This window comes from Paraburkholderia sp. J94, from assembly GCF_905220285.1.
Taxonomy (GTDB): Bacteria; Pseudomonadota; Gammaproteobacteria; order Burkholderiales; family Burkholderiaceae; genus Paraburkholderia; species Paraburkholderia tropica_A.
Map to the genome: position 1 here is coordinate 365779 of NZ_CAJMZH010000005.1, position 14778 is coordinate 380556.

At 60.3% G+C, this 14778-nt stretch carries 7 protein-coding genes; 1 reads left to right on the forward strand and 6 read right to left on the reverse strand.

Features of this window, described 5'->3' with window-relative positions; all coding sequences use genetic code 11:
• Positions 1–49: 49 nt before the first annotated feature.
• The 5 genes from U4Y88_RS12910 to U4Y88_RS12930 form a co-directional block, all read right to left on the reverse strand.
• Positions 50–2995, reverse strand: coding sequence for an EAL domain-containing protein (locus U4Y88_RS12910; RefSeq protein WP_321784331.1), 2946 nt, complete (start codon positions 2993–2995; stop codon positions 50–52).
• On the reverse strand, positions 2992–4281 hold the full coding sequence (locus U4Y88_RS12915; protein WP_321784334.1) for an ABC transporter substrate-binding protein: 1290 nt from the start codon (positions 4279–4281) through the stop codon (positions 2992–2994). The genes U4Y88_RS12910 and U4Y88_RS12915 overlap by 4 nt, the downstream gene beginning before the upstream one ends.
• A 557-nt stretch (positions 4282–4838) precedes the next feature.
• Positions 4839–5348, reverse strand: coding sequence for a hypothetical protein (locus tag U4Y88_RS12920; protein ID WP_321784336.1), 510 nt, complete (start codon positions 5346–5348; stop codon positions 4839–4841).
• Between the two features lie 98 nt (positions 5349–5446).
• Complete coding sequence (locus U4Y88_RS12925) at positions 5447–10117, reverse strand: RHS repeat-associated core domain-containing protein (RefSeq protein ID WP_321784338.1); 4671 nt, start codon at positions 10115–10117, stop codon at positions 5447–5449.
• A 47-nt stretch (positions 10118–10164) separates the two neighbouring features.
• Positions 10165–13326 carry a type VI secretion system Vgr family protein gene (locus U4Y88_RS12930; RefSeq protein WP_321784340.1) on the reverse strand — a complete coding sequence of 1054 codons (3162 nt, stop codon included), beginning with the start codon at positions 13324–13326 and terminating at the stop codon, positions 10165–10167.
• A gap of 228 nt (positions 13327–13554) precedes the next feature.
• Here U4Y88_RS12930 and U4Y88_RS12935 point away from each other — a divergent pair, with 228 nt between their 5' ends.
• Entirely contained in the window at positions 13555–14298 is a 744-nt protein-coding gene (locus U4Y88_RS12935; RefSeq protein WP_321784342.1) for a transporter substrate-binding domain-containing protein, read from the forward strand.
• Positions 14299–14304: 6 nt separating this feature from the next.
• Here the strand turns inward: U4Y88_RS12935 and U4Y88_RS12940 are convergent, their stop codons facing one another.
• On the reverse strand, positions 14305–14739 hold the full coding sequence (locus U4Y88_RS12940; RefSeq protein WP_224010531.1) for a cupin domain-containing protein: 435 nt from the start codon (positions 14737–14739) through the stop codon (positions 14305–14307).
• Between the last annotated feature and the right edge of the window lie 39 nt (positions 14740–14778).

Genomic DNA, 14778 nt, shown 5'->3' on the forward strand with positions numbered 1-14778 from the left:
AACGACCGCCGCACCGCGCACCTTTAACACGAATACGGCATGTTCGCGATCAGTTTCGCATGGGCTCCACGCCTTCCTCGATCAACGGCCAGACCAGCGCTTCGAATTGCTCGGGCGGCACCGGCGCGGAATAGTAGAAACCTTGCGCGAAATCGCAGCCCACGGCCTTGAGAAAATCGCGCTGCTCGGCCGTTTCCACGCCTTCCGCAATGACATGCAGCCCGAGTTTGTGCGCGAGCACGACCATCGCTTCGCAGAGCGCCTGGTTATCTTCGTTGACGCTGAGATCCTTGACGAACGAGCGATCGATTTTCAGGTAATCGATATCGAAACGCTGCAAATACGCGAGCGACGAATAACCAGTACCGAAGTCGTCGATCGAAATACCGATGCCCGCGCGCCGGAAACTCATGAGCTTCTCGTCGATTTTCGATTCGGCTTGCAGCAGCAAACCTTCCGTGATTTCCACCACGACGCTCTGCCCCGGCATGCCTTCGAGCGCGAGATATTCGGACCAGCGCGAACACACGAGGCTGTCCTGGCGCACCTGAACCGGCGACATATTCACGCCGATCTGAAAACACGACTGATATTGATCGCGCCATTGGCGAACCTGCTGCACCGCCTGCCTGAAGACCCAGTCGCCAATCGGCACGATCAGGCCGGTATCTTCCGCCAACGGAATGAAATCGAGCGGACTGATCATGCCGCGTTCGGGATGCAGCCAGCGCAGCAGCGCTTCCGCCTTGCAGACCTTCCCCGTCGCGAGATCGACAATCGGCTGATAAAACACCTGAAACTGATTGCCGGGCAGCGCGACACGCAAATCGTTGGTGAGCCGCAAGCGCTTTTCAGCTTCCACCTGCATGTCGGGCGTGAAATAACTGAAGCGATTGCGGCCCGCGCTTTTCGCGGCGTACATCGCCTGATCGGCGTTCTTGAACAGCACGTCGAGTTCGCGCGCGTCGTCGGGATAAAACGTGATGCCGATGCTCGCGGAAATAAAGGCTTCGTCCGCGCCCAGTTTAAAAGGCTCGGCAAGCTGGCCGATGATGGCTTTTGCAATACGCTCGATGCTTTCGGGGTCGTCGAGATTCGGCAGAATGACGGTGAATTCGTCGCCGCCCAGACGCGCCACCGTGTCGATATCGCGCACGCAGTCGCCGATGCGCTTGCCCGCTTCGATCAGCAGCACGTCGCCCGTGTCGTGACCGAGCGAATCGTTCACTTCCTTGAAACGGTCGAGATCGATCAGCATCAGCGCAATGCGCTGGCCGGTATGGCGCGATTGCATCGCTTCGCGATCGAGACGATCGAGAAACATTTGACGATTGGGCAAACCGGTTAGCGCGTCGAAATTCGCCTGCTTCCAGATCGTGGCCTCGAACGCCATCCGGTCGGACAGATCGCGGCCCACGGCCAGCACGGAATTCACCACGCCGGAACGATCGATTTCCGGCGTGATGCGAATATGCGTGCATTGCTCCTCGCCGTCCTTGCCGACCCAGCGCAATTCGAATTGCGTGCTCTTTCCGCTCACAAGGACTTCAGCGATTTTCTTTTCATAGACCAGCGCGTTCGGACCGCCCGGCAATTCCGAAGGCCGCTTGCCGAGCGAATCGGCCAGCGTGCAACCCGCCGACGCGCAAAACGCGGGATTGGCGTAAATGCGCCGCGTCTCGCGGTCGTAGCGCGTGATCGTATCGGGCGAATTCTCGATCAGCGTGCGCGATTCGCGTTCGCGCGTGACGAGTTCCGCCGTGCGCTCGACCACCGTTTGTTCGAGCGATGCGTTGATTTCGTTGATCTTTTGAATCTTCTGCTGAATCGCATCGCGCATGCGCTCGAAACGCAGCGCCAATCTGCCGAGTTCGTCCTGACCGCTGGCTTCGTCGCCCGCGTGATGCGCGTCGTCGAGATTCGCGCCCGCGTCGTCGCCCGTGTCGTGCATCTTGCGCACGAGTTGGCGCAGCGGCGCGGAAATACTGTGAGAAATGAAATACGCCAGAAAGATCGACAACAGGAAACCCGAAATGCCGACGAGCACGATCTGATTGCGCACGGTCTGCGCCTCGACGGTCAGTTTCTTCTCCGCGATCGTGCTCACCACGTACCACGTCGTGCCGGGAATCTTCGAGAATGCCGCCAGATAGCGGCCGCCCTGCTTCGTCGCCAGCATCACGACGCTGTTTGCCTCGCCCGATTGCGCACTGTGCGCGATGGTGTCGGCGAGGCCGGCGTCGGCGGTCGTGCCCGCAGCCACGGAGGCGTTATCGGCACGCAGGATGATCTTGTTGTCGCTGGCGTCGAAAATGTCGATCTCGGTGCCGCTGCCCGTGGCGACATCGTTGAAGATCGTCGAGAAGTAATCGGGCCGCACGATCAGCACCAGATTGCCGATCTTCTGATTATTGGTCTTGTCGAAAATGACCCGCACCATGCCCAGATTCTGCTGGCCGACGCCGTTGTCGTAACTGCCCCAGTACGTTCGTTCGTTAATACCCTGCGCCTGCCCGACGAGATTCGTCACGCCCTGCGTGAGTTGCGCGAATGCCTGTGTGTCGAGCACCTGGTTATTGCGGTCGAGCAGATACTTTTGATTGATGTAATCGACCGAACCGTAATGGTCTAACAAAAGCCGCGTCATATCCTGGCGCGCTTCGCTCTGCTCCTTGAGGCTGCCGCTCGCGGCACGCGCCAGCGCGCCCTGCACGCGATCCGAGAGCACCAGCAGATTGCTTTCGGTCTCGATCTGCTGCATGCGAAGCTGAATATTGCGCGAAACCTGCTTCACCACTTCCTTCGAAAAGATCTCGGCGTTTTCCTTGATGGCCGCGACCGACTTCACATAGGAAATGCAGCCCGACACGAAAATGGGCAGCAGCGACAGCAGAATGAATGCCGCAATCAGCCGATAACGAATCTCGACACGGCGCAACAGGTCCTGAGAGAGATAGTCGAAAGCGCGTCGTAGCGAAACGGGGATGGCGTTCATTTGTAGTGCATCTTCGCTTCGTTCTTGACCGATGCATCCAGCCGCTGAGCGGCCTGACCGGGCGTCATTTTCTTGAGCAGCACATCCTGCATCAGTTCATGCAGCAATTCGATCGTATTCGACGGCAACGTCGAATAGTACGGGCTGGCCGTGACAGCATAGCGGCTCACCGCATTCGTGTAATCGACGACGACCGCATCGCTCACGGCCGTACCCGCGCCGTGCTGAAACGGCGAAATGTTGTGACGCTTCGCCTGCAAAACCGGGAAGCCCTTTCCCGCGATGAACTCGAGGAATCGCATGGCGGCCGCCTTGTTGCGCGTTTCGCAAACAGCGAAACCCGTTTCGCTGCCGAGCACCGGCACGACAGCCTTGCCGCGTGCGTTCCAGGGCGGAACAAACAGGCCCACCGGAAACGCATTGCCGTGCAACATCGGCCCCGCGGCCCAGCTGCCCTGAAACGCCATCGCGACCTTGCCCTGTTTGAACAGCCGCATGCCGTCGTCGTAACCCGTCGACATATAGCCCGGCTGCGCGTAGCCCAGCGCGGGAATCAGCGCCATCTTCGCGAAGATATCGGCGACTTCGGGCGTGTTCAGATCGAGCGAACCGTCGGCCATCTTGCTGCGCCACGCCGGCTCGTGCGCCACGACGTTATTAGCGAAGCCCGAACTGAACGGCCCATTGCCCAGCATGTTTGGAAACCCGCCATTCCAGACGATGGGCGTGAGGCCCGCGCGTTTGAGTTTCGCACAGTCCTGAAGAAATTCGTCGAAATTCGCGGGCGGCGCGGTAATGCCCGCTTTGGCGAACATATCGCGGTTGTAATAGATCATCGTGGTCGCGACGCCGCCGGAAATGCCGAAGCCTTTGCCGCGATGGCTCGTCCAGTCGCGCTTGAGCGGTTCGAGCATGCGCTTCCACGCGGCTGTCTGGCTGACGTCGGCGAGAATGCCCTGATCGGCCAGTTCGCCCGCATAGGCGTTCGGATTGACGCTCACGAGATCGGGCAAGGTGCCGGCCGCGACGCGCGGCTTGATGTTCTCCTCGACCGAATTGCCGACCATGAACTGAACGTCGACGTGCACGTCCGGGTTCTGCTGGCTGAAGTCGGAGGCGATGCGCAGCATTTCTTCGGGCCAGTCCGGCGCCCAGACGAGTGCCGTGATGCTCGTGCGCGGCGGCGTCGACGTGGCGACGGACGCTGCGTCGCGCTGATGGCAGGCGCCCAGAAACGTCGTGCAGATCAAACCGGACAGCAGGCAGGCAAACTTGATTCGTCCCACGTCATGCTCGCTTTCGAGTTCGAATTGAACCGCCGTGGCGCGGCAAGCGTGTGGACGACACGGCCCGCCCCTCGATCGGCGCGCCAGACAGCGTTGCCTTCAAATGGCATACGGAATTAGCTGGACGCTGGAATACCGTATCTGCATATCGGCAGGTTGGGTGAAAGCTTTAGTGGGGCGTCGAGCTTGATGACGCGTATGGCTTAGGGGCGTGCGGAGTTTGAGCGCTCGTGTCGAGCGGAAGCGGTGATGCAGCGTTTCTGGGGATGGCGTGGTGGAAACGTTTCCTTTCTTTGGTGAATTTTGACCAGCAGGATTTAAAACTGAGGAGCCCGTGGGTACGCGGGATGTGTGAGAGGTCGCAGGCTGCACCGTTCTGGAACACGTCGACGGCATGTGTTCCTGTCACGCGTTCCATCAGCCATCAGTTAGCTCAATGCTTCGGACGGCAGTCCGCTCAAGACTTCGCCATTGCTAATGAACGTGCGCAGCACGGCCAAGTACCCCGCGCAAGTACTTGGCCTTCGACGCCTTTATGCGTTCGCGTTTTCCAGGCGTCAACCCAATTGCAGAAAAAAGCGACCGCCGCCACAAGATCCCGACTCAGTGACTTTCTCGGGTAGAAAGAGATAACCCATCCCGTCTGAAAGAATACCCGGCGTGGAAGGAACGGCCTGGTCTAAATCCCCGCCATAGATGGAGAGACGGCGCTTAAATCCATCAATAGCAATCCGTGACTGCAGCCATGCGTCGATACCATCGATTTTAGAAGCGAGATTTTCGTCATCGTCAGCTTCTTGCACAACGGATCTTTCCATGCGACCTCGCTCTAATGCCCGGCCGCCGCTCTCTTCACGTTCTGCACTCGCACGAATATACGCCAGCACAACGGCATCTGAATGACTATCTTTCGCTCGCAAGCGCCGATAGTGCGAGACTTCGCGTGCTGTATAGGGAATAAAAACTGACACCCAGCGATCCGATGTCTCGTCCAACCAGAACCAATGCGCCGGAACGCTAAACAGATGAACCAATCGTTCACCATCGGCTGTCTGCGGCCAGTTCATCTCCGGCGGCAAACAAGCACCTCCTCCGACATGCCCACATCCGTCGGTTGGACTACCTCTGCTGAAAACAACTTCTGTATACATTCTTGCCCCCACAATCATTCATCGCAACAACACTTGAGCGATCTAAGGTACTGGCCGGACTGCTTACGTAGCCTCCTCGATTGCGCCGCCGAAAGCCCAGCTTGCCGAACTGCACCTTGCCAGACGTCCATTTGTCGCTTCGATGGACCGCCACTATCTGGATCGAAGCTAAACTTGTTGGGCGCAAGTCCTAGGTGTGTTTCGGCCAATGCGTTCTCATTGGCGTGTATGTCATCATGCGTTCCAGCATCCACCGCAATTGACGGATTGGCCCTGTTGCGGCGACGTTTGTTCGCACACCCCATTTGCACTAGTGCTTCGTGTCGCAGAAGCTCATGGACCTCTAAATCATCGCCTACGTGGTCACCACCATTGAGACTGCCGTAAGTTCCCAATTGCCCCAGCGCTGCAAGGCCCAATGGGTCGACCCACTGTGAAGGATTACGCGCATACGCATAAACATTAACCCCACCCGCCAACCCAATCGGATCTTTGCTGACGAACCGTCCGATGTTCGGATCATAGTACCGATGCCGATTGTAGTGCAGCCCTGTTTCTTCATCGACGAACTGCCCCTGGAACCGCAGCGGATTCTTCACCGCTTCGTCGCCACCAATCGAGGACGCACGCTCGATCACTTCCCGCGCTTCGCCCCAAGCCTTATACGTCGCCTCCCACACCACCTCACCGGCTTCGTCCGTCATCATCAACGGCGTGCCGATCTGATCGCAGTGATAGAACATCACGCGCGTATCACCACTCGCAACCGGCACACGCTGTAACGGATCATCCTCCGGCGTATAGCGGTCACCCTCACGACGCACCGGCGTCTCTATCCCCGCAACCGGCGCCCCCACATACTGCGCCATCGGCACGAAACTCCGCGCCTCATACACATAATGCGTGCTGTGCTCAGTGCCAGACTCATACGCCAGCGTATCGCCGTCCCAACCAAACACCGTTTCCACACCATCGACGACCTTCGCAATACGCCGTCCAAACGGATCGTAGAAATAGCTCGACACACTATGCCGCGACGGCGCATCGACACTCGCGCTACTCATCCGGTCATACGCATCCCACTCGAAACGCTGCGTGCCCGTCGACGAACGCTTCTGCACGAGGTTGCCCTGTGCGTCGTAATCTAAATGCGTGCCCGCATAGTCCTTGAGCAGATTGCCGAGCACTTTCGGCACCGAAGCCGGCAGCGTGCTTTCACTACGCGCTGCAAACGAATAACCGAGCGAGCGATCAGGCTGCACAGGATCGACGATATTGCTCGCGGGATCAAACGCAAAGCGCTCCGTTCCGCCCGGCCCGATCGCTTCCAGCAGACGCCCAACCGGATCGTAACGATAATCCGTCACGCCTTTGCGGCTGTCCTCGATCTGCGTGAGCTGCCCCGCCGTGTCATAGCGATAGCGCCGCGCACTCAACGGCGCTGGCGCTTTCTCGCGCTGCACCGTCTGTCTTTCGATACGTCCTGCCGGGTCATATAGCGTGCTCTGACCAATACGGCTCGACAGCGTGCGTCGAATCTCGCGATGCAAGTCGTCGCGCTCGATCTCCAGGCGTTCTTCACCGTCCACGAGCAGACCGTGCACGTGCCCCGACCCATACATCAGCCAGTCGATCGCATGACCATCGGGCCGCACCGTGCGCGTGCGATTGCCGAGTTCGTCATAGGTGTGATGCCAGACGTAACTGCGCATCACGCCAAATACGTCGTACGCGTGATGCTCGCGTACGAGATTGCCCACCGGATCGAAGAAACGTTGAATGCGGCTATAACCATTGCTCGCGTCGATCAAGCGGCCATTTGCATCGTAGGCAAAACGCTCGGTCTGCCCCTGCGCTTCGCGGCTTGCCAAACGGCCGCCGCGATCGAACGCGTATTGCGTGACGCGTTCGGCGCTTTCGGTCGAGAGCAGTCGTCCGCTCGCTTCGTCGTACGCGTATCGCGTGACCTTGCCGTCGAATCCCACCTCTTCGAGTTGGCGTCCAACAGAATCGTATTGAAACGCGTACGTGGCATCGTTCGCATCGGTGAGGCGCACGAGTCGACCGAGACGATCGTAGCCGTAGCTGAGCCGCTGACCGAGCGCATCCACACGCTGCGAGATGCGGCCCGCGCCGTCATACGCGTAGTGAGTGGCGCGCTCCATGGGATCGATGGCCGTCAGCAGTCGCCCTTCCGCGTCGTACTGCACACGCTCGACGCCGCCCGGCGAAACAATCTCGCTCAACTCGCCATTCGCGCCATAGCGATACGTTTTCGTGCCGCCCGCCGCGTCCTTCGCGGCAATCAATCGACCCGCTGCATCGTAGGTCCACTGCGTCGTTTTCCCCGAGCAATCGCGATACGACAGCAAATGGCCCGCTGCATCATAGGTCAGCTTTTTCGTACCGCCTTTTGCGTCCGTGACCTCGACGGGCAAACCTTGTTCGTCGTACTGATATTTCGTTTCATTGCCCAGCGGATCTTTCGCTGACACGACATTGCCCGCGTCGTCGTACGCCTGCTCCCAGACGTGCCCTTCGGCATCGGTCGTGCGAACGCGTTGATCCTTCGCGTCATACTCCATCGTGACGATGCTGCCGTCGACGCGCTGGTGGCGCACGAAATTGCCACGCTCGTCGTAGTCGAGATATTCAGCGCCGCCATCGCGATGAATGTATTGCACGAGCTTGTCGTGCTGGTTGCGGTAAAGCCATTCCTCGCTGCCGTCCGGGTGAATCACGCGGAACGTATAGCCGTTGATGTCGTAATAGTGCTGCGTGACATTGCCGAGCGCGTCGGTCACGCTCACCTTGCGGAAATTCGGATGCCACGCGAGCGTCACTTCATCGCTGCCGTCGTCGCGATACTCGCGGAAGCAGCGCGCCTTCGCATGCGTGCCGTCCCATTCGAGATTCACGCCGCGTCCCGTGCGATCCGTATAACGCGTCACGAGGTGATGGCGATAGCGATATTCGCGTCGATTACCGTAGCGATCGACCGCGCCCACGAGGTCGCCGTATTCGTCGTATTCGTAGGCTGCCAGTCGCGCCACGCGCACGCCTTCCGCATCATGCTCGAACGCTTCGAGAATGCGTCCGCGCGTATCGAGCTTGAACGCGACCTGCACGTGCGGCGCAATCAGGCGATAGAGTCGTCCGTGTGAATCGTAATCGAGCGTGATCTGATTGCCCGCGCGATCCTTGAGGAACGCAAGGCGGAAGCGTTCGCCGTGCTTCTCGTACGCTTCGAGCGAATCATGGCCGCGTGTAAGCGTGAGCCAGCGATCATCCACGCGCAGCAGCGTGAGATTCTCGGTCAGGTCGTCGTGCGCGGCGCCCGCGTCGAGCAGCGGATAATCGAGGCTCCGTCCTTCCGCGTCGTGATAAACCAGCTTCGATGTGTGAATGTCGAAGCGCGTCGTATAAGACGTGATCCAGCGCGCGCCGAGTTCACCCCTTGTATCGTTGGCATCGAAAAACGAACGGTAGGTGCGAACCCAGGCAATCGGCAGCGGACCGTCGACGACGAAATCATCGTGATCGATACGTTCGTCGCCCAGCGCGAAGCCGATCGAATTCGCCGTCGCGACGGGCGGCGTTTTTGCCGCGCTGCAATTGTTGCAACTCGATCCGCCCGGATGCTTTGCATGGGCCGTGTGCGCGAGCGATTCGGTCGCGCCTTGCGGACGCTTTTCAACCGCTTTGGCGCGGCCGCGTTGCGGAATGCCGATGCGCTGCGATTGCGGATGCACATGACGCCAGCGTTTGATCCCGTCTTCTCCGACCGAAATCAGCCAGCCGATCTTGCCGAAATCGTTGCCGTCGAGTGCGCGCACGGCTTTCTGCACCGCTGGCACGCGCTGGCGAAGATCGTGCGACACCGCCATCAAATGCGCGCTCGCATGCGAGTCGACCATCTTCGCCACGGCCGTCGTGGTATTCACGCCTTGCTTCGCCACGATCTTGACCGCATCGTGCAGCAGCAGGCCAATACTCGAAAGCGTTTCGCCCGGCTTATAAAGCAGATTGTGACCGGCCTGCTTCAAATGCGCATTCGCGGCATCGAGATCCTTGCTCACGCTGAGCGGTTTGCCCGCCGCGTGCGCAAAGAGATCCGCGAGTCCGTTCATCAATTCGCCGATATATGCCGCCGCCTTTGCGAGCGCGGCGGTCAATTCCTTGCGCAACTCCGTGAGGAAGGTTTCAATTTCGCCCGCGTAACGCGCCTGCACGGATGAGACCATCGCGGCAATGATGCCGTCGCGCAACGCGGTTGCCGCCGCTTCGCCCACCGCGCGGCCATTCTTTGCCACTTCCTCGCGCAACAGTTTCAGCATCGGCCGCGCGCCCATGCGGATTTGCGCGGTGCCCGCCGGAATGGGAACGATGCCGATGAGGTCGAGCCCGAGATTGAGCCAGTCGAACAGATCGAGCGGCCGGTTGCCGTGCTCGATCATCGCCTTGATATCGACGATCAAATCCACCGCCGCGAAAATATTCGCGATCACCGGCATGTTCTGCGCGACGGTTTCCACGCGCTCCAGCGTGACGACACCGCCGCTCATATCCATCAACCACTTGTTCAGGAGTGCGACGTTGGCGTTGATGTCGTCGGGATGGAATTTGCTGAGCGGCCCGGTATAGGAATCGGTCGACTTGGCTTGCGTAGCGGCCGGTGTAGTCATGATCTTGTTTGTGCGCGCAACGCGCTTGCGAGATTCGATAATGGGCGTCAGACGACTTTCAGCGCGGCGGCCGCGCTGCGTGCGCTCTGCGCAAGTCCGCCGAGCTGTTGCGCGGTGCCTTGCAGCGCGCTCGCTTGCGACAACACAGTTTGCGCGCTCGAGGGCAACGCGCTGGTCAGCGCCTGTTTGGCTGAGCCCAGTGCCTGCGAGGTCAGCGCGCTGCCCGACCCCGAGAGCGCGCTCGACGCCATCGAGCTGGCCGATCCGGCGACGCTGCTCACGTTGCTGAGACTGCTCAATCCGCTCAAGCTACTCAAGCTACTCAAGCTGCTCAATCCACTCGCGCCCGTGCTCGCGAGCCCGCTCGTAACACTGCTCGCCGCAGTGCTGGCCGCCTTCGACGCCCCCGACAGCAACGAACCCAATTGCGATTGCGCGGTGCTCGTCGCGCTCGTGCTTGCAAGATCATCCGACGAAGGCCAGGTCGGCACGGTGAATTCGCTCGCGACATCGGACTGCACGCGCGGATCCTTGCCGAACTTCACCTCGGCGGCACCGGCGGGCAATCCGCTCACGATCGTATGGCCGCTCGCGTCGAGCGCGCCCTGGCGCAGCACGCCGCCGTTCGCATCGAGCACGGTGTACTGCCCCGTCTTCACGCCCGCGCCGTTCGCGTAGGTGTGCAGCAGTTCGAGCTGCCCCGGCTGATCGGGACGCGGGCTCGGCAGCGGATAACCCATGCTCGCCGGTCCCGCGAGCACGTGCGACGCGCCCTTGATATCGACGAGACCCGGCGCGTGAATTTCCACGTTGCCACCCGCGAGCCGAATGTACGCGCCGCCGCTCGTCAGCAGCATGCCCTGATCGGCGGCGATCTCGATGCGATCTGTCGCGGACACCAGCTTGAGCGTCTTTTGCGCCGTCACTTCGATACTGTCCGACTGCGACTGAATCTCGACCTTGCCTTTTCCCGCAAACAGCTTCATCCCAGCGGTCTGCGCAAAGAGACTGAGCTTTTCGCCGATGCTCGCGAGCAGCGATTTGCCCGTCGCCACATGCGTGCTTTGCTTGCTGACGAACGTGATCTGCTCTTTCGCAGCAATATGCGCGGAATCCTGCGTCGAAAACGCAATCCCCGAAGGACTCGCCATCAACATCACCGGATCGGTGAACGCATTCGCGCTGCCTGTGCCGCCGCCCGCGGTATTGCCGCCGCTCGCGCTCGCGCCCTGCGTCGTCGATTGCGTGGCGCTCGTAAAGGTCTTGAGCGCTTGCGTGCCGTCCTGCAACGACTCGGCTTGATGCTTTTCGCTCGCCTGCGATTGCGCATCGATCGTTTCCTGCGCGCTCTCCAATTGCGTTTTCGCTTCGCTCACGTCGAGTTGCTGACTCGTCGCGCTTTTCGCGTAGGTGCTCACATAGAGCCCCTGGCCCGCATTGACCGCGCCAAACGCATCCGATTTCAGATCGAAGCCGCTGCCCAGATACGCGCCGCGCGAATTGGCGCTCTGCGCAACCAGATAACCCAGATGCAATTGCGAATTCGCACTCGTGCTGTAAAGCTGCATGCGGTTCTGGCCGGTGGCGTCGTCCATCACCATCTGGTTGTAGCCGCTGCCGCCGAATTCCTTCGACTTGTAGCCCGAGAGAATGCCGTTCGAATGCCAGTTCGGATTCGTGTCGCCGTTATAGACGCGCGCCGTCGCAATCGGCCGGTCGCAATCGCCATCGAGCCAGTTCACGACCACTTCTTCGCCGACGCGCGGCACATGCACGCCGCCATAGCTGCTGCCCGAATCGGACATCGCCACGCGTATCCAGCACGACGCGGCTTCATCGCCCGCATTCAGCCGATCCCAATGGAAATGAACCTTGATGCGGTTCTGCGAATCGGTATAGACCTCTTCGTTTTCCGGCCCGACCACCAGCGCCGTCTGCATGCGCATCTTCGGCTTGTGATGCTCGAGCGGGCTGCGATACGGCACGGCCTTGCGCTGCGCTTCGATCTGCACGAGCAAAAAGCCTTCGCTGCTGTCCGTGCCTGCGATGGTGAACGCGGCGCTGTCGCCCTGATTCGCGGCCTTGATCGCGGCGAGTTCGCCTTGCAGGCTGTGCGGAAACGACGGCGCTTGCGTGGTCGAAGCAGGCAGATTGTTTTCGATGAACCAGCGCGCCTCGATCACTGCAAACTGCCGGTCCTGCTCGCTGTCCGTGTCGTGGACCGGATGACCGTCGAGTTCGAACCAGCGTCCGGCGTCGAGATTGCGCACCGCGCCCGCGCCTTCGAAACGCTTCGAGCGCGACTCCCACTCTTCCATGCGCGTTTCGCTGAGCGTGTCGCCGCGCGACTGATCGCCGTAGGTGTACGCGCCGGTGTACTCGTACACCTCGGCCTGCGCCGGCAGATCGCCCTGATTCGCGTGCGTGGGCACCGAGGTACCCTTCGGGTTGGCCGCCGTGCCGGGCGACTTGTAGTCGAACGTGCGCGTCGTGAGCGTCACGCTTTGCAAGGTGCGTGTGCCGCTCCATTGCACCACCGCATGGGTTTCGGCATTCACGCCCGACCGGTAAAAATTAACCGATTGCGGATTTAAAGCGGGCAATGCATCGATATTGTCGGTAATAACGACCGTGTGCGATTGACCGTCTGCGGCCTGTTCGAAATAACTGAATAGGCCTTCGGATTCCATAATCCGTTGGCAGAAATGCCAGTCGCTCTCGTATTGCACGCAAAACGAGCGCGCGGACAAGGCTTTCTGAATGGCGAAACGAAATGCCCCGCGCGCCTGAGGATGCGTATTGAATACGTCGGTGAGGATCGCGTCGGCGCTTTTATCCTGCCAGATGCGGGCGTCCGAGCGGTAGCGCAGGAAGTGCTGCCATGAGGCGAATTCAAGCTGATAGCTCGTCAAACCGCCGTCCGCGCCCAGCCGGCGGGCCGTGTGGACGTAGCCGTGATGCGGCAGATACGTCTGGTCGGCTTGTTGCAGCCACAACGTCACGGGCTGCGCGATCAGCTTCTTGAGTTCGACGTTTTCGTTCGTGGAAACGACATCGAGCGTAAAGCCGTAATCGCGGCCCATACGCGCATGGCCCACCGCGCGCTGCGGTAGAAGCACATTATCGCCGAGTGGGGTATCGAGCTTGATTAGCCGATCGGTTTGCGCCACGCCCCCGGTAATGGCCGCAATGAGATCCTGCGCCCCCATTCCTGTCCTTTTCTGGTCGCCATTTAAACGCTCAGCATTATCTTACAAAATTTTTCAGAGAATACATTCAGCCCTTTATATTTTCGATTTATTTCGATTGATGCGTAATGAATCGACAACAGACTCATTGCTGTCACGAACGCCTGGAACGGGCAAAGGACAATGCGCGCTGCGTAAAATAGCGGCACGCCACTGCCGCTTTCCCTTCACGCTTTTCGCGAGTCCTTCATGAAAATCACGATCGCGTATATCGAAGAACCGCCGTTCGGCTGGACCGATGCCGCCAGCGGCCACGCCACGGGCGCCGACATCGAGCTTGCGCAATGCGTGCTCGCCGCGATTGGCGTCACGCAGATCGCGTATCGCGCGACCACGTTCAGCGCGTTGCTGCCCGGCGTTCAGCGCGGCGAATGGGACATGAACGTGCCACTGTTCGTCACGCCGCAACGCGCGCAAACGGTGGCGTTCAGCGCGCCGGTCTGGGCGATCGGCGATGGCTTTCTGCTGCGCGCGGGCAATCCGAAGTCGCTCACGAATTACGCGAGTGTCGCGCAGCGCGACGATGCGCGGCTCGGCCTGATCGCGGGGCAGGTGCAGCACGATTCGGCGCTTGCTGCGGGCGTACGCGATTCACAGATCACGCTATTCGATCAACAGTCCGAAGCAATTTCTGCGCTGCGTGAAGGCAGCATCGACGCTTATGCGAGCACGGCGCTGGGCAATCGCATTCTCGCCTCGCGCATGGCCGATGCGCATCTCGAAGCGGTGGATCACGAAAACGAAAGCGCCAACGCGCGCAGCACACCAGTCGGCGCGTTTTCCTTCAACCGCAACGACACGCGTTTGCTCGCCGCCGTGAACGCGCAATTGCACGCGTATCTCGGCAGCGCCGATCATCGCTCACGCATGGCGCGATACGGCTTATCGAGCAAGGAGCTCGACGCCGTCGTCGCGCCACCCCACGCGTCGTGACGCCATTCAAATCCACTGGTCGTTCGCCACGGTGCGTTCGCTTTGCGCGCCGTCGCCGGTATTCACCACGCCGCGCGGTTCGATCAGCAGCATCCTGACTTCGCCGTTCGCGCAAGGCCGATGCTCGACGCCCTTAGGCACCACGCCCATCTGGCCCGCGCGCAGCACGATCGCGCCGTCGCCATCCGGGCCCGCGCGATAGTCGATACGCAATTCGCCTTCGAGCACGATGAAGGTTTCGTCGGTATCGGCATGGCGATGCCAGACGAAATCGCCCTGCACTTTCACGACCTTGAACTGGTAGTCGTTCATTTCGGCGACCACGCGCGGCTGCCAGTGGCCGTCGATCTGCGCAATCTTGCCGAGCAGGTCGATGGACGCGCATTGTCCGCGCGCGGCAGGCGCGTTGGCGTGGGAATGGGAAGGGTTCGACGAGGTCATGCTGCGCTCCGCTGAGTTAGTCATGCGTCGAGACTACGC

What these genes read in the sequence shown, in the direction of transcription:
- U4Y88_RS12910 (WP_321784331.1), bottom strand. Translation starts at nt 2,995, where the DNA reads ATGAACGCCATCCCCGTTTCGCTACGACGCGCTTTCGACTATCTCTCT.
- U4Y88_RS12920 (WP_321784336.1), bottom strand. Translation starts at nt 5,348, where the DNA reads ATGAACTGGCCGCAGACAGCCGATGGTGAACGATTGGTTCATCTGTTT.
- U4Y88_RS12925 (WP_321784338.1), bottom strand. Translation starts at nt 10,117, where the DNA reads ATGACTACACCGGCCGCTACGCAAGCCAAGTCGACCGATTCCTATACC.
- U4Y88_RS12930 (WP_321784340.1), bottom strand. Translation starts at nt 13,326, where the DNA reads ATGGGGGCGCAGGATCTCATTGCGGCCATTACCGGGGGCGTGGCGCAA.
- U4Y88_RS12935 (WP_321784342.1), top strand. Translation starts at nt 13,555, where the DNA reads ATGAAAATCACGATCGCGTATATCGAAGAACCGCCGTTCGGCTGGACC.
- U4Y88_RS12940 (WP_224010531.1), bottom strand. Translation starts at nt 14,739, where the DNA reads ATGACCTCGTCGAACCCTTCCCATTCCCACGCCAACGCGCCTGCCGCG.